This window comes from Pseudomonas paraeruginosa PA7 (assembly GCF_000017205.1).
GTDB classification, from domain to species: domain Bacteria; phylum Pseudomonadota; class Gammaproteobacteria; order Pseudomonadales; family Pseudomonadaceae; genus Pseudomonas; species Pseudomonas paraeruginosa.
In genome coordinates, this window is the sequence record NC_009656.1 from 462006 (window position 1) to 480992 (window position 18987).

Annotated in this window: 19 protein-coding genes; 6 read left to right on the forward strand and 13 right to left on the reverse strand. The window is 67.7% G+C overall.

Features of this window, described 5'->3' with window-relative positions:
- Positions 1-184 precede the first annotated feature (184 nt).
- Entirely contained in the window at positions 185-1174 is a 990-nt protein-coding gene (locus tag PSPA7_RS02140; RefSeq protein WP_012073970.1) for a tetratricopeptide repeat protein, read from the forward strand.
- Between the two features lie 112 nt (positions 1175-1286).
- Here the strand turns inward: PSPA7_RS02140 and PSPA7_RS02145 are convergent, their stop codons facing one another.
- The 7 genes from PSPA7_RS02145 to PSPA7_RS02175 all read right to left on the reverse strand — a co-directional run bounded on the left by PSPA7_RS02145 (position 1287) and on the right by PSPA7_RS02175 (position 8391).
- Positions 1287-1718: a hypothetical protein gene (locus tag PSPA7_RS02145; protein ID WP_003157430.1), complete on the reverse strand. Its 432-nt coding sequence runs from the start codon at positions 1716-1718 to the stop codon at positions 1287-1289.
- Between the two features lie 151 nt (positions 1719-1869).
- On the reverse strand, positions 1870-3603 hold the full coding sequence (gene ggt, locus PSPA7_RS02150) for a gamma-glutamyltransferase (RefSeq protein ID WP_012073971.1): 1734 nt from the start codon (positions 3601-3603) through the stop codon (positions 1870-1872).
- Positions 3604-3730: 127 nt separating this feature from the next.
- Positions 3731-3982 (reverse strand): YfhL family 4Fe-4S dicluster ferredoxin, encoded by a 252-nt coding sequence (locus PSPA7_RS02155; RefSeq protein WP_012073972.1) that lies wholly within the window; start codon positions 3980-3982, stop codon positions 3731-3733.
- Between the two features lie 119 nt (positions 3983-4101).
- Positions 4102-4581: a pantetheine-phosphate adenylyltransferase gene (coaD, locus tag PSPA7_RS02160; protein ID WP_003084466.1), complete on the reverse strand. Its 480-nt coding sequence runs from the start codon at positions 4579-4581 to the stop codon at positions 4102-4104.
- 129 nt (positions 4582-4710) lie between these two features.
- Positions 4711-6303: a GMC family oxidoreductase gene (locus tag PSPA7_RS02165; RefSeq protein WP_003154458.1), complete on the reverse strand. Its 1593-nt coding sequence runs from the start codon at positions 6301-6303 to the stop codon at positions 4711-4713.
- Between the two features lie 54 nt (positions 6304-6357).
- On the reverse strand, positions 6358-6906 hold the full coding sequence (locus PSPA7_RS02170; RefSeq protein WP_012073974.1) for a hypothetical protein: 549 nt from the start codon (positions 6904-6906) through the stop codon (positions 6358-6360).
- A 54-nt stretch (positions 6907-6960) separates the two neighbouring features.
- On the reverse strand, positions 6961-8391 hold the full coding sequence (locus tag PSPA7_RS02175) for a coniferyl aldehyde dehydrogenase (protein ID WP_012073975.1): 1431 nt from the start codon (positions 8389-8391) through the stop codon (positions 6961-6963).
- Positions 8392-8679: 288 nt separating this feature from the next.
- On the opposite strand from PSPA7_RS02175, the gene PSPA7_RS02180 reads away from it, so the two are divergent.
- Positions 8680-9327, forward strand: coding sequence for a TetR/AcrR family transcriptional regulator (locus PSPA7_RS02180; protein ID WP_012073976.1), 648 nt, complete (start codon positions 8680-8682; stop codon positions 9325-9327).
- Here the strand turns inward: PSPA7_RS02180 and PSPA7_RS02185 are convergent.
- The 6 genes from PSPA7_RS02185 to PSPA7_RS02210 all read right to left on the reverse strand — a co-directional run bounded on the left by PSPA7_RS02185 (position 9312) and on the right by PSPA7_RS02210 (position 14857).
- Positions 9312-9722 carry a GNAT family N-acetyltransferase gene (locus PSPA7_RS02185; RefSeq protein WP_012073977.1) on the reverse strand — a complete coding sequence of 137 codons (411 nt, stop codon included), beginning with the start codon at positions 9720-9722 and terminating at the stop codon, positions 9312-9314. The two genes, PSPA7_RS02180 and PSPA7_RS02185, sit on opposite strands and share 16 nt — an antisense overlap.
- A 62-nt stretch (positions 9723-9784) precedes the next feature.
- A complete protein-coding gene (locus PSPA7_RS02190; RefSeq protein ID WP_012073978.1) occupies positions 9785-10783 on the reverse strand; it encodes a hydrolase in 999 nt (332 codons plus the stop codon).
- 34 nt (positions 10784-10817) lie between these two features.
- On the reverse strand, positions 10818-11381 hold the full coding sequence (locus tag PSPA7_RS02195; protein WP_012073979.1) for a hypothetical protein: 564 nt from the start codon (positions 11379-11381) through the stop codon (positions 10818-10820).
- Positions 11378-11980, reverse strand: coding sequence for a 16S rRNA (guanine(966)-N(2))-methyltransferase RsmD (rsmD, locus tag PSPA7_RS02200; RefSeq protein WP_003154452.1), 603 nt, complete (start codon positions 11978-11980; stop codon positions 11378-11380). Before rsmD ends, PSPA7_RS02195 begins: the two co-directional genes overlap by 4 nt.
- Positions 11980-13467, reverse strand: a complete 1488-nt coding sequence (locus tag PSPA7_RS02205) for a M16 family metallopeptidase (protein WP_012073980.1) — start codon at positions 13465-13467, stop codon at positions 11980-11982. The genes rsmD and PSPA7_RS02205 overlap by 1 nt, the downstream gene beginning before the upstream one ends.
- Complete coding sequence (locus tag PSPA7_RS02210) at positions 13460-14857, reverse strand: M16 family metallopeptidase (RefSeq protein WP_003084498.1); 1398 nt, start codon at positions 14855-14857, stop codon at positions 13460-13462. Before PSPA7_RS02210 ends, PSPA7_RS02205 begins: the two co-directional genes overlap by 8 nt.
- A 120-nt stretch (positions 14858-14977) precedes the next feature.
- On the opposite strand from PSPA7_RS02210, the gene ftsY reads away from it, so the two are divergent.
- The 4 genes from ftsY to rpoH all read left to right on the forward strand — a co-directional run bounded on the left by ftsY (position 14978) and on the right by rpoH (position 18964).
- Positions 14978-16321: a signal recognition particle-docking protein FtsY gene (ftsY, locus tag PSPA7_RS02215; protein WP_012073981.1), complete on the forward strand. Its 1344-nt coding sequence runs from the start codon at positions 14978-14980 to the stop codon at positions 16319-16321.
- Positions 16318-16989, forward strand: a complete 672-nt coding sequence (gene ftsE, locus PSPA7_RS02220; protein WP_012073982.1) for a cell division ATP-binding protein FtsE — start codon at positions 16318-16320, stop codon at positions 16987-16989. The genes ftsY and ftsE overlap by 4 nt, the downstream gene beginning before the upstream one ends.
- Positions 16989-17996 carry a permease-like cell division protein FtsX gene (gene ftsX / locus PSPA7_RS02225; protein ID WP_003156186.1) on the forward strand — a complete coding sequence of 336 codons (1008 nt, stop codon included), beginning with the start codon at positions 16989-16991 and terminating at the stop codon, positions 17994-17996. The genes ftsE and ftsX overlap by 1 nt, the downstream gene beginning before the upstream one ends.
- Positions 17997-18109: 113 nt before the next feature.
- Positions 18110-18964, forward strand: a complete 855-nt coding sequence (gene rpoH, locus PSPA7_RS02230; protein WP_003084510.1) for an RNA polymerase sigma factor RpoH — start codon at positions 18110-18112, stop codon at positions 18962-18964.
- Positions 18965-18987 lie beyond the last annotated feature (23 nt).

Genomic DNA, 18987 nt, shown 5'->3' on the forward strand with positions numbered 1-18987 from the left:
GTCTTTTCTTCCGCCACGGCAGGCGGCAGCTATAGCGCCGCATCGGCCGATGACAGATGTTCCGCACGGACCGTTCGCGGCACTTGATCGGACTCTCCGATGGTGACAGTGTCCTGCTGACCAGCAAGGTCACAAGGTCGACCAGGGGTGGCCGACCGGCTCAACCAAGATAAGGATTTCGCGTATGTTCAGTCAGTGGGTGTTCCTGTCCGTCCTTGCTCTTGCCGTACCCTCGTTCGCCTGGGCGGAGGATGCGGTGTCCGACCTCGCCAAGGAGCAGTCCAAGGCCGAGCAGGGCGACAAGCGCGGCGATGAACTGTTCGCCGAATTCACCCGCCTCCGCCAGGCCGCCGAGACGGGCGAGCCGCAGGCCCTGTTCGATTTCGGCGCCTACTTCTACCAGCAGCAGAACTACGTCAGCGCGCGCGAATGGTGGGGCAAGGCTGCCGGCGCGGGGATGGCCCGCGCGCAGATCCAGCTGGCCATGCTCTATCGCGATGGTGACGGCGGTCGCGAGGACAAGACCGAGGCGGCACGCTGGTTCCGGAAGGCCGCGGAGCAGGGGGATGCCGGCGCCCAGAATGAAATGGGCGTTCTCTACTGGAGAGGCGAGGGGGTCGACCAGGACCGGGTCAAGGCCGGGAGCTGGTTCGAACGCGCGGCGGCCAGCGGTAGCGAAGACGCCGAAACCAATCTGGGATGGTTCTACCTGGACGACTTGCAGAGCGATTCTGCCGTCCCTTCCTCCGACGAGGAAGCCGCCCTGCTGGACCGCTATGCCGCCAGCCGGGAAAAGGCCTTCCAGTGGTTCTGCAAGGCAGCGAGCCAAGGGGATGCCCGCGCCCAGTTCAAGGTGGGCGAGGCCTACTGGAACGGTTCCGGTGCCGGGATGAACAAGCTGCAAGCGCGGCTCTGGCTGGAAAAGGCCGCGCAGCAGCAGGATGCGGATGCCATCGCCTGGCTGGAGAGCGCCGACCAGGCTGCCTGGTATACCCGCCTGGAAAACTGGGTTCACGCTGCGCTGGATGGAGAGCTGTCCGGCATCGCCGACTGCTCCGGTGTCGCCGATCGCCGGCACTCCGGCCGTGGGGTGGAGAGTGCACCGTCCGAGCCGGAGGCGGTGGAAATCGGTGCGGAGGATGCGATACAGGCGGCCGAAGCGGCGAGCCAGTGAGGCCCGCCGCCTGGATTGCCCGCCGGACTCGTCGACGAGACTTCTACGCGAGGGCCGGGGCTCCATGTCGGTCGAGGAGGACCCGGCCGGTCAGCGACCGGCTTTTTCTTGTTCAGGGGGCGTAGCGGTATTTCGTTTCCACGTCCTGGCGCTTTCGCGCCAACGTGGCGCCGTCCAATGCGCCGTTGTCGGCCAGCCGTTGCAGTTCGTCGAAGTCGCGCTGGCGCAGCTTCTCCAGATGTACCCGGGTCGCGGTGTAGTTGATGCGCTGGGATGCGTCGTAGCCGCTCACCGGATCCCAGAGGATCGACAGCGGCCAGAACAGCAGGTTGACCACCCCGAGTCCGTAGGAACGGCCGTAGAAGGAGCCGCCGCCGGGGAGCAGGCCGAGGGCCGCGCCGGTGCCGGGGGATTTCTCGATGACCGCCAGGTTGCGGGCTTCGTAATACTCCAGCTCGGCTGTCTGCTGCGAGTTGAGGCCGCTGGCGCAACCGCTGGCGAGGGCGAGGGTGGAGGCGATCAGGAGGGGACGAAACAGCGACATCGGGTTTCCTTGCTTTTGATTATCCAGTATCCGTGTGAGCCGTCTGCGCGGCGGCGCGCAAGCTAGCATGGATGGATGTCAAAGGGCCATCATCGATCGCTGGTATCCGCGTTTTTGAGCGCTGTCTCTCGTTTCGCCGCTCTCCTGGGGTTCAGTGCGTCTGGGGCTGTGCCTGCATCTCGGGGGAAAACGCCGAATAACCAATCCCGCGTGGGTCGCTGGCGGCGTCGACGCGGCCGCTACGCTTGTCCCAATAAAGCACCTGCTGGTTGCCGTAGCTGCGCTCCAGACGCTTGAGCTGATAGCCGCGCCGACGCAGCTCGGCGGCCTCGGCATCGCTGAAGGCGCGCGGTTCGTACTCGACGACGTCCGGCTTGTACTGGTGGTGATAGCGCGGCGCGGCGACCCACTGCCCGACCGGGCGGCCGTCGAAGTACTGCAGCATCGAGATCAGCACCATGCTCGGGATGCGGCTGCCGCCCGGCGTGCCGAAGGCGGCGAAGTCCGTGGGGCTTTCCAGGAAGCTCGGGCTCATGCTCGACAGCGGCCGCTTGCCGGCCGCCACCGCGTTCGCCTGGCTGCCGGCCAGGCCGTAGCTGTTGGCACCCTGGGTGTCGGCGGCGAAGTCATCCATCTCGTTGTTCAGCACCACGCCGGTGCCGGGGACGGTGAAGGCGGCGCCGAACGGCAGGTTCACCGAGAGAGTGGCGGCCACCGCGTTGCCCTGGGCGTCGATCACCGCGAAGTGGGTGGTGTGGTCGCCTTCGCGCCAGGCCGGCGCCTCCGGCAGCGCCGCGCTGGGCGTGGCGCGGCGCGGGTCGATGCCGGCGGCGAGGCGCTTCAGGTAGTCCGGCGCCAGCAGCCGGGGCAGCGGATTGGCGACGAAATCCGGGTCGCCGAGCAGGCCGCGGTCGCGGTAGGCGCGCCGCAGCACTTCCAGCACGTAATGGGCGCGCTGCACCGGCTCGGCCTTCTGCCACGGCAGCTGTTCAAGCATCTGCAGGCTCTGCGCCAGGGCGACGCCGCCGGCCGAGGGCGGCGGTGCGCTGATCAGTTCGCGGCCGTTGGCCAGCTTCACCTCCAGCGGGCGGCGTTCGATCACCCGGTAGTCGCGCAGGTCGGCGGCGCTCCAGACGCCGCCGCCGGCGCGCACCCCGGCGAGCAGCTTGTCCGCTGTCTCGCCTTCGTAGAAGCCGATCCGCCCGTAGCGCCCGAGGCGTTCCAGGGTGCGTGCCAGCTGCGGTTGGCGCAGCAGGTTCCATTCGTCGGGAATCCCGCCCTTGTCGAGGAAGATCCGCGCGGTCTCCGGGTCCTTGCGCATCGCTTCCAGGCGCATGCTGGCGCGGTCGCGGTAGATCCGGTCGACGGACACGCCGTCCACCGCCAGGCGGATCGCCGGCACCAGGTTGTCGGCCAGTGGCTGGCGTCCGTAGCGGCCGTTCAGCTCGACCAGTGCCGCCGGCAGGCCGGGAATCGCCGCCGCCAGCGGGCCGTTGACGGACAGCCTGGGGTCGACCTTGCCGTTGCGCCGGTACATGTCGGCGTAGGCGGCCTTCGGCGCGCGCTCGCGGGCGTCGAGGAAACGGTAGGTCGGCTGCGCGCCGGCCTGGCGCAGGAGGAAGAATCCACCGCCGCCGAGGCCCGATCCATAGGGCTCGGCCACCGCCAGAGCGGCGGCGATGGCCACCGCCGCGTCGAAGGCGTTGCCGCCATTGGCCAGGGTTTCCAGGCCGGCGACGGTAGCGGCCGGGTGCGGCGTGGCGACCGCCGCCTGCTGTGGCGGCCGGGCGTCGCCACGAAGGCTGTCGGCTTGCGCCGCGAGGCTGAGCAGGGTCAGGCTGCAGGCGGCGACCAGGGTACGGACGGGCAGGTTCAGGAAGGACATGGCGGCTCACTGTTCAGCGGCGTTCGCGGGACGGGACCGCGAACGCCTCAGACTGGATTGCCAAGGATAGCCAAAAGCGCGTCGGACCGGGCGCGAACCGTCCCTGGAGGACAGGCGCCGGCGGGGATCAGGCCTTGCCGGTGATCTTGCGGTACTTCTCCATCAACTGGTCCTTGCTCTCGACATTGGCCTCGTCGAGGGGAATGCAGTCCACCGGACAGACCTGCTGGCACTGCGGCTCGTCGTAGTGGCCGACGCACTCGGTGCAGAGATTGGGATCGATCACATAGATTTCTTCGCCCTGCGAGATCGCGCCGTTCGGGCATTCGGGTTCGCAGACGTCGCAGTTGATGCAATCGTCAGTGATTTTCAGGGACATCTAACAACTCCAACCGCGACGGACAGCCACGGCATCGGTAACGGGAATGGCGGAATTGTGCCGCATCGGCGCCCGCAGTGCACGCGGGGCGCCGACGGGAGGCCGGCGAGAGGGACGGATCAGCGCTTGAAACGTTCCGCCAAGGCGTCTGCCACGGCCGGATGCACGAACTTGCTGATATCCCCGCCGAGGGCGGCGATTTCCCGGACCAGGGTCGAGGAAATGAAGGAATACTTCTCCGACGGGGTGAGGAACATGCTTTCCACGTCGGGGGCCAACTGGCGGTTCATGTTGGCCAGCTGGAACTCGTACTCGAAGTCGGAAACCGCGCGCAGGCCGCGGAGGAAGACATTCGCCTTCTGTTCCTTGACGAAGTGCGCCAGCAGGGTGGAGAAGCCCACCACCTCGACGTTCGGCAGGTGCTTGGTGACCTCCTGGGCCAGCGCCACCCGCTGTTCCAGGCTGAACAGGGGATTCTTCTTCGGGCTGGCGGCGACCGCGATGATCACATGGTCGAAAAGCCGTGAAGCACGTTCGATCAGATCGCCGTGACCCTTGGTGATGGGATCGAAGGTGCCTGGGTACAGCACTCGGTTCATCGCTACGTCCTGGCAGGGTTTCGTAAGGGAATCGGATGGTAGCGCAGGGATGCCCGTGCGGCCAAGACGCACGGGCCATCAGCCTTTAGCCCATAGGTCTGATGGCGCCGCGCCGGTAGCGCCGCCGGCTCAGGCCTTCAGGCGTTCGGCCAGCGCGCTGGCCAGTTGCGCGGTGAGGCCGTAGACCGAGAGCTGCGGGTTGGCGCCGATGCTGGTGGGGAACAGCGAGCCGTCGTGGATCGACAGGTTCTGCAGGTGGTGGTGGCGGCCGAGGCTGTCGGCCACCGCCACGGCCGGGTCTTCGCCCATGGCGCAGCCGCCCATGACGTGGGCGCTGCCCAGGCGCGTGCGGTAGATCTCCAGGCGCAGGCCGTCGATGATCTCCCGCGCTTCCTGCAGGTTCTTCGCGTTGTGCGCGTCGCTGTGCACCGGCCGCACTTCCCGGGCGCCGGCGGCGAACTGGATCTCCGCCATGGTATGGAAGGCACGGCGGATACCGTCCCAGGTGTAGTCGGTCATCCGGTAGTCGAGCACCGGGGTGTCGTCGCCGCGCAGGCCGACCGAGCCCTCCGCGCTGTCGGGGTGGAAGCCGTCGCGGAGCAGGGCGAGCATCATGTTGGTATGCGGTAGCTGTTCCATGCGCAGGGCGTTGTCGCTGCCGAAGCCGCCGAGCAGCACCGAGGCCAGCGACGGTTGCAGCGGCGGCACCTCCAGTTTGTAGGACATGCGTCCGGTGACGCCGTCGTCCCATTGGAAATGGTCGGAGTAGATCGACTGCGGTGCGCCGTAGAAGGGATTGATCACCCGGTCGAACAGCGCCGCGCTGAAATTCACCGTGTGCAGGAAGGTACGCTTGCCGACCCGTTGGCTCGGGTCAGGCGCCTTCGAGCGGAGGAGAATCGCCGGGGTGTTGATGCCGCCGCCGGAGAGCACGTAGTGCCTGGCCCGGACCTTGACCTTGCGGCCGTTGGGCGCCACGCAGCGCTCGTCCATGCCCAGGCATTCGAGGCCCGTCACCTTGTCGCCCTCCAGCAGCAGGCGGTTGGCGCGCGCCAGGTAGAGCAGCTCGCCGCCCTTGTCGAGAGTCGCCGGGATGGTGGTGACCAGCATCGACTGCTTGGCGTTGACCGGGCAGCCCATGCCGCAGTAGCCGAGGTTCCAGCAGCCGAGGACGTTGCGCGGGATGACCTTCCAGTGATAGCCGAGCTTCTCGCAGCCCAGGCGGATCACGTCGTTGTTGGCATTCGGCGGCAGCGCCCAGGGTGCCACGTGCAGGCGCTGCTCCATTTTCTCGAACCAGGGCGCCATGTCCTCCGCGCTGTGGCCCTTGACCCCGTAGACCTGGGCCCAGTGCTGCAGGGTCGGTTCCGGGGTGCGGAAGCTGCTGGTCCAGTTGATCAGGGTGGTGCCGCCCACGGCGCGGCCCTGGAGGATGGTGATGGCGCCGTCCTTGCTCATCCGGCCGATGCCTTCCTGGTACAGCTCGGGGTAGGCGTCGGCCTCCTGCATCCTGAAATCGCTGCTGGTCTTCAGCGGGCCTTCTTCCACCAGCAGCACCTTCAGGCCGGCGGCGCTGAGGATTTCCGCGGTGGTGCCGCCGCCGGCGCCGGTGCCGACCACGACCACGTCGGCCTCCAGCTCCAGGTCGTGGTCCAGGCGCGAACCGTTGTAGGTTTTCCAGCCGCGGGCGAGGCCCTCGGCGAACAGATCGGGTACAGGCATGAATGCACTCTCAGGCTAGGCGGCTTCGGGCTCTTCGTATTGTTCCGGGGCGGCTCAAGCGATCTTCGGCGGTCCGGGATAGCCGCAGTGGGCCCACGCCTCGGGGCGGGCGTACCAGGCCATCATCGCCAGTTGCATCAGCGAACTGTGGCCCATCCGCAACAGGCCGATGAAGCTGTTTTCCCAGCGCGAAAGGAATGCCCGCACGTCGTCGCCGCTGGCGTTCTCCCAACTGCCCCAGATACCGGTCAGCGGGCCGCGGGTGAGCGGCAGGGCCAGCACGTCGAAGAGTTGCCGGGTGAGCTTGAACATCTCCGGAGAGAGTCGCGCCAGGTTGTGGTCGAGGCTCTGGATCGCGCCCTCCACGGCTTTCGGCATCTGCTCGGCGGAAACCGCGCCGAGCAGCATCACCGGCAGCAGCGCACGGAGGAACGGCAGGTCGGATTCGCGGACCTTTTCCAGGCCGCTCGCCGGTTTCTCCGCCGAGCAGCCGGTGAGGCTGGCGGCGACGCCCGCGGTGGCGAGGAAGGCGCCGCCGATCAGGCCGACCTTCATCAGGCTGCGTCGGGACAGGCCGGCGCTTTCGAGAGTGGTGTCGCTCATTGTTGTTATGTCACCTGCAGCGTAGGAATGAGGGGGCGCCGCACACGCCCCGGTTCAGCGCACGAACAGCTTGTAGACGAGCTTCTGGATCGACTTGCCGTAGGGGGGGTAGATCATCCGCGCGGCGTTGAAGCGCGGCTTGCTGAACACGCCCTTGGCCTTGCTGAAGGTGAGGAAGCCTTCGTGGCCATGGTAGTGGCCCATGCCGGAGGGTCCGACGCCACCGAACGGGATGTCGTCCTGGGCGACGTGCAGCAGGGTGTCGTTCAGGCACACGCCGCCCGAGTGGGTCTCGTGCAGCACGCGCCGCTGCTGCGCCTTGTCGTAGCCGAAGTAGTACAGGGCCAGCGGCCGCGGGCGCTGGTTGACGTAGGCCAGGGCGTCTTCCAGGCGCTCGTAGGGGATCACCGGCAGCAGCGGGCCGAAGATTTCCTCCTGCATCACTTTCATGTCGTCGCTGACATTCAGCAACAGCGTCTGCGGCAGGCGCCGCTGCTGGCCCTCGGCGAACAGCGGGACGAGGGTCGCGCCCTTCTCGCGGGCGTCGTCGAGGTAGCCCTGGAGACGGCCGAGCTGGCGCTCGTTGATGATCGCGGTGTAGTCGGGGTTGTCCGAAAGACGCGGGAAGAAGCCCTGGACCACCTCCTTGTACCGGCTGACGAACTCCTCGACGCGCCGGCTCGGTACCAGCACGTAGTCGGGCGCGACGCAGGTCTGCCCGGCGTTGAGGCTCTTGCCGAAGGCGATACGCTCGGCGGCGTCCTTCATCGGCACGCTGTCGGAGACGATCGCCGGCGACTTGCCGCCCAGCTCCAGGGTCACCGGGGTCAGGTTCTCGGCGGCGGCGCGCATCACGTGCTTGCCGACGCTGGTGGCGCCGGTGAACAGCAGGTGGTCGAACGGCAGCTTGGAGAAGGCCACGCCGACGTCCACCTCGCCGAGCACCACGGCGACCTGGTCCTCGGGGAAGATTCGCGCCAGCAGGTCCTTGAGCAGGCGCCCGGTGGCCGGGGTCGATTCGCTCATCTTGATCATCACCCGGTTGCCGGCGGCGAGGGCACCGGTCAGCGGGCCGATGGAGAGGAACAGCGGATAGTTCCACGGCACGATCACCCCGACCACGCCCAGCGGCTGGTACACCACCTGGGCCGAGGCCGGCTGGAATTGCAGGCCGACCGCGCGGCGCGCCGGCTTCATCCATTTCTTCACGCGCTTGGCGGCGTAGTGGATGCCGTGCAGGCTGGGCATGATCTCGGCGAGCAGGGTCTCGTCGGCGGAGCGCGCGCTGAAGTCCCGGTCGATGGCTTCGATCAGTGCCTTCTGCTCCTTGAACAGCAGGTCGCGCAGGGCCTTCAGCCATTCCACGCGCTGCGTGGCGTCAGGCATCGGCTGCGCCAGGTAGGCGGCGCGCTGGCGGGCGAAGAGGGCTTCGAGCTGGTTGATTTCCTGCTGGCTCTGCTGCAGGTAGGCGATATCGGCGACCATGGGCTGGCTCCTCGGCGAAGCGTGGGCGGCTGCGTGGCCGCGCGTCTGTCGTTATGGCGGACCTGGCTCGGTCCGATGAATTTCGCTGCGTCGCTGGATTTCTAGAGTAAATACTCTAAAGTGTCAAACAGCATGCCTGCCGGCCCGGCGCTTGCGTACCCAACGAAAGGCGGGCCGGCCGTCGGCTGCCGCCCCGGGGGCTGACCCGGGCCGTCGGCTTTGTGTACCTTCTACGCTGTCACGGCGGGCCGCGCCCCGCACTGTTACCCGAACGAGCCCGTCGTCCCCATGGCCCCACGCATCAAGACCCGCGACCGCATCGCCCAGGCCAGCCTGGAACTGTTCAACGCCCAGGGCGAGCGCAGCGTCACCACCAACCATATCGCCACCCACCTGGGTATATCGCCTGGGAACCTCTACTACCACTACCCGAACAAGCAGGCGATCATCGCCGAGCTGTTCGCCGAGTACGAAAGCCACGTCGAGAGCTTCCTGCGCCTGCCCGAAGGGCGGGGGGTGACGGTGGACGACAAGACCTTCTATCTGGAAGCGCTACTGGCCGCGATGTGGCGCTACCGCTTCCTCCACCGCGACCTCGAGCACCTGCTGGAAAGCGACCCGGAGCTGGCGGCGCGCTACCGCGCCTTTGCCCAGCGCTGCCTGGTCAACGCCAAGGCGATCTACCGGGGCTTCACCGAGGCCGGGATCCTGCGGATGAACGAGACCCAGCTGGAGGCCCTGACCCTCAACGCCTGGATCATCCTCACCTCCTGGGTGCGCTTCCTCTGCACCACCCTCGATCTCGACGGCGACCTCAGCGAGGCGCAGCTGCGCCGTGGCATCTACCAGGTGCTGGCGCTGGAGAGCGGACACATCGAGGCGCAGGCCCAGGAGGCGGTGGACGGGATTTCCGAGCGGCTCTACGTACCGCTCTGATCGCGCGGGGTTTTCTCCAGCACCTGCTGGATGTGGATGCCATGGCGGCGGAAGAAGGCCTCGGTGCCGAGGGTGGCGTCGGTGAACAGGAAGGCTCCGCGGTGATCCTCGGCGAAGCGCCGCAGCAGGGCAGCGCCGACGCCGCTGCTCTGTGCGCCGGGCAGCACGGCGATTTCCGCCAGCCAGACGCGGATCGGGGTTTCTTCCTCGGCACGCAGCAGGCCGACCAGGCGGCCGTCGCGTTCGGCCAGCAGGTAGTAGCTGGAATGCTGGTAGAGCGTGCGCAGCTCGGCGGCCGGCATGCGCCGGTCCCAGCCGACCGCCGCGTGGATCGCCAGGATCGCCTCGCAGTCGATGTCGTCGAGTACCGGGTTGTGGCGCAGCTTCAGATCCATTCGCCCCTCGTTGTCCTCCAGCCAGCGGCCATTCTGCCGTCCATCGACTGGCGCAGGCCAGCTCAGCGCTGCCGCAGGCGTGCCTCCAGCCAGTCGGGGATGCGCCGTTCCAGGTAGTAGCTGGGCTGCCGCGGCGAGCCGCCGACGAAGCCGACATGGCCACCGCGGGCATGCAGTTCCAGTTCGGTACAGGGCGCCAGCTCGCTGCGTTCGGGCAGGCTGCGGGCGAACACGAAGGGATCGTCGCTGGAATGGATGATCAGGCTCGGCGTGCGGATGTCCGGCAGGTAGTAGCGGCTGGAAGCGCGCCGATAGTAATCCCTGGCGTCGGCGAAGCCGTGCAGCGGCGCGGTGACCCGGCCGTCGAAGTCCCAGAAGGTGCGCATGCCCTCCAGCGGACCGAGGCGTTGCAGGGCGGCCAGGCCTTCCGCCTGGCCCTGTTCGCCGAACAGCCGCTGCTTGTCCTGCACGTAGGCCAGCATGGCCTTCATGAAGTGCGCCTGGTAGACCCGGGAAAAGCCCAGGCCGATGCGGTCGGCGCACTCGTCCAGGCGGAACGGCACCGACACCGCGACGCCGCCGAGCAGCGGGCAGTCCCCAGCGGTTTCGCCCAGGTACTTGAGCAGCACGTTGCCGCCCAGCGAGTAGCCGACCGCGTACAGCGGCGCCTGTGGGCGCCTGGCGCGCAGGTGCGCGACCACCTCGGCGAGGTCGTCGCTGACCCCGGAATGGTAGCCGCGCGGCAGGCGGTTCGGCTCTCCCGAGCAACCGCGCCAGTTCAGCGCCACGCTGGCCCAGCCGCGTTCCAGCAGGGCGCGCTGGAGGCCGAGGATGTAGTGCGAGGAGGAGGAACCGGTAAGACCGTGCAGCGCCAGCACCAGTGGGGTATCGGCCTCGTGCGGGCCGGCCCAGTCGAGGTCGATGAAGTCGCCGTCGGCCAGCCACAGGCGCTCGCGCTGTCGCTCCAGCGCCGGGCCGCGGCGGAAGAACGGGCTCCAGAGGGTCTGCAGGTGCGGATTGGGCAGCCACCAGGCGGGTTGGAAGGTCGGAAGCGCGGACATGCGGCGGTCACGAAACGGGGGTGGGATACCCAGCTTACCAGCCGAATTCGTCGGCGAGGTCCTCGGCGCGCTGGCGCGAGCCGAGGATCGGCAGCAACTCGTCGATGAGTTGATGGCGGTAGCATGGCGCCACGCTGCAATCTTCCAGCAGGATGTCCTCACCGGCGTCGCTCCATACCTGGCCGAAGCAGGCCAGGCTGGCCGCCATCTGCCACAGGTCGTCGAAGCACGGCGCGGGGTCCCAGGCGCCGCCGTGCAGGTCGAACAGCACGCGCCCGCTACCGGTCTCGAGGATGAACGGATCGGCGCCCTGGTCGGCCACCACCAGCCAGTCGTCCTGCCAGCCCGCCAGCCGCTCGCCGCTGAGGCCGTGCCAGCGGTAGCCGGCCTGGCGCTGCCAGAGGCGGGCCAGCGACGGCAGGAAAAATGGATTGCCGGCAGTCTCCAGGGTGCAGTCGAGCGGCCCGACCTCGCGGTAGAAACGCTCCAGCTCGGCGGGCAGGGCGATGTCGCCCTGCCAGTCGCTGGCGGGTTGCGCGACGCTGCGTTCGCCGAGCGCCAGCAGGCGCTGGCGTATCGCATGCGAGGCCGGGTTCATGGCCGGTCGCTGCGCTGCCACAGCGCGTAGTGCACGTTGCCGGCCTTCTTCTCCCGGTGCAGCCGCCAGTTGCCGGGCAGGCCGAGGGAAGAGGGCGGGCTTTCGCTCTCGGTGTAGATCCAGGCTTCGGCGTTCAGCCAGCCGCGCGTCTCCAGCAGGCGACAGGCGTCCTGCAACAGGTTCTGGTGGAACGGTGGGTCGAGGAACACCAGGTCGAAGGCACTCGCTACCTGGTTTTCCAGGTAGCGCAGGGCGTCGCCGAGAATGAGTTGCGCGGTGCCGCACTTGAGGACGTCGAGATGGCTGCGCAGGGCCGCCACCGCCTCGCCGTTGGTGTCCAGGGCCAGGCCCTCGCGGGCGCCGCGCGACAGCGCCTCGAGGAACAGCGCGCCGCTGCCGGCGAACGGATCGAGCACCCGCGCGCCTTCGATATGGGGCGCGAGCCAGTTGAACAGGGTCTCGCGGACCCGGTCCGGGGTCGGTCGCAGGCCGGGGCCATCGGGAAAGGCGAAGCGCCGGCTGCGCCATTCGCCGCCGATGATCCGCAGCTGGCCCTGGCCGCCATGGCGGCCGGGGACTTTCGCAGTAGGTTTGCGCATCAATGCTCCGGAACGCCGCTGGGTTGCTGGGCCGGCTTGGCGGTGGGCGGCGGCAGGGGTTTCTGCGGCACGCTCGGGCCGGCGCTGACGATGACGAAGGCGTCGGCGTCCAGGTGCCTGGCCATGGCGGTCCTGACCTGTTCGACGCTGAGTCCCTCGACCTGCTTGAGGAAGCTTTCCAGGTAGTCCAGCGGCAGGCCGTAGAAACCGATGGCGCCGAGCTGGCCGACGATGTCGGCATTGCTCGCGGTGGACAGCGGGAAGCTGCCGGCCAGTTCGCGCTTGGCGTCGTCCAGCTCCTTCTGGGTCGGGCCGTTGGCCAGGTAGTCGCGGACGATGTCCTGGACCAGCTTCAATGCACCTTCGCTGAGTTCGGCGCGGGTCTGGAAGTTGATCATGAACGGACCGCGTGCCTGCATGGCGGTGAAGCCGGAATAGATGCCGTAGGTCAGGCCGCGTTTCTCCCGTACCTGGTCCATCAGGCGGGTGCCGAAGCCGCCGCCGCCGAGGATCTGGTTGCCCAGGTAGAGCGCCGCGTAGTCAGGGTCCTGGCGGTCGATGCCAAGCTGGGCGAGCATCAGGTGGGTCTGCTCGGAGGGAAACTCGATGTGCGTCAGGCCGGGCTTGGGTGCTTCCGGCTGGGCGGTCTTGGCCAGCGCCGGGCCCTGGGGCAAGGCCTTGGAGACTTCCGCGGCGATCGCCTCTGCGTCCTGTCGCGACAGGTCGCCGACCAGCGCGATGACCACGTTGCCGGCGGCGTAGGCCTTCTTGTGGAAGGCTTGCAACTGCTCGCGGGTGATCGGCGGAATGGATTTCTCGTCACCGTCGCTGGAGTGCGCGTAGGGATGTTCGCCATAGAGGCGCTTGAACAGTTCCAGGCCGGCCAGCTTGCCGGGGTTCTGCTTCTGGTACTCGAAACCGGCCAGGACCTGGTTCTTGATCCGCGCCAGGGCCTCCTCCGGGAAGGTCGGCTGGCCGATCACCTGTTCGAACAGCTTCAGCGCCTGGGTCCGCTTGTCGGCGTCGGACAGGCTGCGCAGGCCGGCCACCGCCATGTCGCGGTAGGAACCGTTGCTGAACGAGGCGCCGAGGTCCTCGAAGCCGGCGGCGATGGCGGTGGTGTCCTTGCCCGGCACGCCTTCGTTGAGCATGGCGTTGGTCAGCATCGACAGGCCGGGGCTGCCGGCGTCCTGGCTGCTGCCGGCGGCGAAGGTCAGGCGCAGGTCGAACATCGGCAGTTCATGGGCTTCGACGAACAGCACCTTGGCGCCTTCGGCGGTCTTCCATTCCTGGATGTCCAGCTTGCGATGGACCGGCGCCTGCTTGGCGACGTCCTTCAGCGACTGCAACTGGTTTTCCGCGACCGCCGCGGCATGGGCTGCCGCCGGGGTCTGGGTGGGACGCGCGACGAAATAGGCCAGCGCGGCCAGCAACGCGATGACGATCAGGCCGAGCAGGCCATAACGCAGCCCTGTGCGCTCACTCATGACGGGCCTCCTTTTCCTCGGCCTTCACAGGCAGCACTTGCGCCAGGGTCAGGCGCGACGGGGTGAAATAGGTGCGGGCGGCTTTCTGGATATCGTCCGGAGTCACTGCCTTGAGGGCCTCCAGGTCCTGGTCGATCAGCTTCCAGGACAGGCCGACGCTTTCCAGTTGGCCGATGCTGCTGGCCTGGGCGGCGATGGAGTCCTTCTCGTAGACCATCCCGGCGATCATCTGTGCGCGCACGCGCTCGATCTCAGCGGCGCTGGGCGGGTTCTGCTTGAGGTCGTCGAGCTGCTTCCACAGGCCGGCCTCGACCTGCTCGAGGGTCTTGCCCTTCTGCACGTTCGGCGTGGCCGAAAGGACGAACAGGCTGTCGCCGCGGTTGAACGCGTCGTAGTAAGTGGAGGCGCCGGCGACCAGTTCCTCGCCGCGCTCCAGGCGCGAGGCCAGGCGGGCGCTGTAGCCGCCATCGAGCAGCGCGCCGATCAGGCGCAGGGCGTTGACTTCGCGAGGGTTCTCGCTGCTGCCCAGGCTGGGCACGTTGAAGCCCATGATCAGGTTCGGCAACTGGGTGCGTACGTACAGCTTGAGCCGGCGCTCGCCGGGCTCGGCCAGCTCCAGCGGCTTGCGCGCCGGCGGCAGCTGGCGCCAGGGGATCTCGCCGAAGTAGCGCTTGGCGAGGGTCTTGACCTCGTCGGCGGTGACGTCGCCGACCACTACCAGGGTGGCATTGTTCGGCGCGTACCAGGATTCGTACCAGTGGCGCAGGTCGTCGATGGTCATGCGCTGCAGGTCGGCCATCCAGCCGATGGTCGGGGTGTGGTAGCCGCTGGCCGGGTAGGCGGCGGCCTTGAAACGCTCGAAGGCGAGGGCGTTGGGATTGTCGTCGGTGCGCAGGCGGCGTTCCTCCTTGATCACCTCGATCTCGCTCTTGAACTGGTCGGCCGGCAGGCTCAGGTGGGCCATGCGGTCGGCCTCCATCTCCAGCGCCACCGGCAGGCGGTCGCGGGCCAGGACCTGGTAGTAGGCGGTGTAGTCGTCGGTGGTGAAGGCGTTCTCTTCCGCACCCAGGTCGCGCAGCACCCGCGAGGCTTCGCCCGGGCCGAGCTTGCGGCTGCCCTTGAACATCATGTGTTCGAGGGCGTGGGACAGGCCGGTGAGCCCGGGTGTCTCGTAGCTGGAGCCGATCCTGTACCAGAGCTGGGAAACCACCACCGGGGCGCGATGGTCTTCTCGCACGATGACCTTCAGGCCGTTGTCGAGGCTGAACTCGTGGGTGGGCTGGGTTTCCGCCGCCTGGGCGAAAAGCGGGAGACAAAGGCTGGCTAGGAGCAGGCCGACGCGGCGGCGAGCTGGGGTTTTCATGGTGATCTGGACCTTTCGTGCCGCCACCGGGGTCTCAGGTCACTGCGGGGCAGGACCCTTAGCCCCGTCGGGCGAGGAGATGCTAGGATACCCATCCGTTTTCCGGGCGGCCACGTCCCGTGCCGCTCCCTTGAGATACAAGCATTCATGTTTGGTTCCAACGACGACAAGAAGGCCCCGCAGGGCGGGGAAAAGAAAGGCCTGTTCGGCTGGTGGCGGAAAAAGCCGCAAGCCGGCGAGCAGCCTGCCGATCAGCCTGTCGAGCCGGTTTCCGAGACAACGGCCGCCGAGCAGCGCACGCCTGCCGACGACGCGGCGCCGGCCCTGACAGAACAGCCAGTGCGGCAGGAGCCGCCCGCTGCCGTGCCGGCCATGCCGCCGGCGCCGGTTGCCGAAGCGCCGCTCGCCCATGGCGAGCCCGCGACGCCGGTCGAGGCGCCCGTCGCCCAGCCCGAGCCTATCCTGGCTGCCGAGCCCGAGCCCGAGCCCGAGCCCGAGCCCGAGCCCGAGCCCGCTGCGCCGGTGGCCGCCGCCCCGGCCGCCAGCGAGCCGGCGGCCAGGCCGGGCTTCTTCGCCCGCCTCCGCCAGGGACTGTCCAAGACCAGCGCCAGCATCGGCGAAGGCATGGCCAGCCTGTTCCTCGGCCGCAAGGAAATCGACGACGACCTGCTCGACGACATCGAGACGCGCCTGCTGACCGCTGACGTCGGCGTCGAGGCCACCACCCTGATCGTGCAGAATCTGACCAAGCGCGTGGCGCGCAAGGAGCTGGCCGACAGCGGCGCGCTGTACAAGGCGCTGCAGGAAGAGCTGGCCAGCCTGCTGCGCCCGGTGGAGCAGCCGTTGCAGGTCGACGTCGCGCGCGAGCCCTATGTGATCCTGGTGGTCGGGGTGAACGGCGTGGGCAAGACCACCACCATCGGCAAGCTGGCGAAGAAGCTGCAACTCGAGGGCAAGAAGGTCATGCTGGCCGCCGGCGACACCTTCCGCGCCGCCGCCGTGGAGCAGTTGCAGGTCTGGGGCGAGCGCAACCGCATCCCGGTGATCGCCCAGCACACCGGCGCCGACTCCGCCTCGGTGATCTTCGACGCGGTGCAGGCGGCCAAGGCCCGCGGCATCGACGTGCTGATCGCCGATACCGCCGGACGCCTGCATACCAAGGACAACCTGATGGAGGAGCTGAAGAAGGTGCGCCGGGTGATCGGCAAGCTGGACGAGACGGCGCCCCATGAGGTCCTGCTGGTGCTCGACGCCGGCACCGGGCAGAACGCCATCAACCAGGCCAGGCAGTTCAACCTCGCCGTGGAGCTGACCGGCCTGGCCCTGACCAAACTGGACGGCACCGCCAAGGGCGGGGTGATCTTCGCCCTGGCCAAGCAGTTCGGCCTGCCGATCCGCTATATCGGTGTCGGCGAGGGGATCGACGATCTCCGTACCTTCGAGGCCGACGCCTTCGTCCAGGCACTCTTCGCAGAGCGGGAGAACGCATGATCCGCTTCGAGCAGGTCGGCAAACGCTATCCCAACGGCCACGTGGGCCTGCACGAGGTGTCCTTCCGCGTGCACCGTGGCGAGATCCTCTTCGTCACCGGCCACTCCGGCGCCGGCAAGAGCACCCTGCTGCGCCTCATCCTGGCGATGGAGCGACCGACCAGCGGCAAGCTGCTGCTCGGCGGCCAGGACCTGGGGCGCATCACTACCGCGCAGATCCCTTTCCTGCGCCGGCAGATCGGCGTGGTGTTCCAGAACCACCAACTGCTCACCGATCGTACGGTGGCGGGGAACATCGCCCTGCCGCTGCAGATCCTCGGCATGCCCAAGCCGGAGATCGCCAAGCGCGTGGCCTCGGCCCTGGAGCGGGTGAACCTGAAGGAAAAGGGCGAGGCGTTGCCTTCCGACCTTTCCACCGGCCAGCAGCAGCGGGTCGGCATTGCCCGCGCCATCGTCCACCAGCCGGCCCTGCTGCTGGCGGACGAACCCACCGGCAACCTCGACCCGCGACTCGCGTCGGAAATCATGGGCGTGTTCGAGGATATCAATCGCCTGGGCACCACCGTACTGATCGCCAGCCACGACCTGGCCCTGATCGCCCGTATGCGCCATCGCATGCTGACCCTGCAGCGTGGCCGGATCATCGCTGACCGTGAGGACGAGGCCTGATGAGCGCCAACGATCTTCCCCGTGGCCCCGAGGAGGGCGCCCCGGAACGCAAGACCCGCGAGAAACCGAGCCAGGAACAGACCGACTGGAGCGGCTCGTTCGGCGCCTACCTGGAAAGCCATCGCGCCAGCCTGGTGGACAGCCTGCGCCGGTTGTTCGGCCACCCGTTCGGCAGCTTCTTCACCTGCCTGGTGATGGGTATCACCCTGAGCCTGCCGATGGGCCTCTCGCTGCTGCTGAACAATGTCGAACGGCTCGGCGGCTCCTGGCAGCGCGCGGCGCAGATCTCCTTGTTCCTCGACCTGAAGACCAGCGAAGACCAGGGCCAGGACCTGCGCGAGCGGATCGAACGCCTGCCGGACGTGATCGAGGCCCAATTGATCAGCCGCGAGCAGGCGCTCAGCGAATTGCAGGAACAGTCCGGCCTGGGCGAAGCGCTCAAGGAGCTGCCGGAGAACCCGCTGCCGCCGGTGATCTCGGTCACGCCCAAGCAGATCGACCGGGCCGGCCTGGAGGCGCTGCGCCAGCAACTCGCGGAGCTGCCTCATGTGCAGCAGGCGCAGCTCGACCTGGTCTGGGTCGAGCGCCTGAGCGCGATCCTCAAGCTCGGCGAACGCTTCGTCTTCGGCCTGACCATCCTGCTGGTGCTGACCCTCTTGCTGGTGGTGGGCAATACCATCCGCCTGCACATCGAAAATCGCCGTAACGAAATCGAGGTGATCAAGCTGGTCGGCGGGACGGACGGCTACGTGCGCCGGCCATTCCTGTACATGGGCGCGTTGTACGGCCTGGGCGCGGGCATCCTGTCCTGGGCGCTGCTGGCCTATTCGCTGAACTGGCTGAACGGTTCGGTGGTCAACCTTTCAGGGCTGTACGGCAGCGACTTCGGCCTGCAGGGCGTGCCGCTGGACGACGGCCTGTCGCTGACCGTCGGCGCGGTGCTGCTTGGCTGGGTCGGCGCCTGGCTGGCCGTGGCCCGCCACCTGCGCGAGTTGGCGCCGCGCTGAGGACTGGGGGATCACGACCGGCCAGCGGGTCGCTGTAAAGGAACTTATACACCCGCTTGCAGTCAGATATCCGAGTGCTACACTGCGCGAGTTTCGTGAATCGGAGGATTCGCATGACCACTTCTCTGCAACCTGTACATGCCTTGGTTCCAGGCGCAAACCTGGAAGCCTACGTGCATTCGGTGAACAGCATCCCGCTGTTGTCGCCGGAACAGGAGCGCGAACTGGCCGAACGCCTCTTCTATCAGCAAGACCTGGAAGCGGCGCGGCAGATGGTGTTGGCGCACCTGCGCTTCGTTGTTCATATCGCCAAGAGTTATTCGGGGTACGGCCTGGCCCAGGCCGACCTGATCCAGGAAGGCAACGTCGGCCTGATGAAGGCCGTGAAGCGTTTCAACCCGGAAATGGGCGTTCGCCTGGTGTCCTTCGCCGTGCACTGGATCAAGGCGGAGATCCACGAGTTCATCCTGCGCAACTGGCGGATCGTCAAGGTCGCCACCACCAAGGCGCAGCGCAAGCTGTTCTTCAACCTGCGCAGCCAGAAGAAGCGCCTGGCCTGGTTGAACAACGAGGAAGTCCATCGCGTCGCCGAGAGCCTGGGTGTCGAGCCCCGCGAAGTGCGCGAGATGGAAAGCCGCCTGACCGGCCAGGACATGGCGTTCGACCCGGCCGCCGACGCGGACGACGAGAGCGCCTACCAGTCGCCGGCGCACTACCTCGAAGACCACCGCTACGACCCGGCGCGCCAGTTGGAAGACGCCGACTGGAGCGACAGCTCCAGCGCCAACCTGCACGAGGCGCTGGAAGGCCTCGACGAGCGCAGCCGCGACATTCTCCAGCAGCGCTGGCTGTCCGAGGAGAAGGCCACGCTGCATGACCTGGCGGAAAAGTACAACGTCTCCGCCGAGCGTATCCGGCAACTGGAAAAGAACGCCATGAGCAAGCTGAAAGGGCGGATTCTCGCCTGATCGCCGCGCCTCGCGAAAACCGC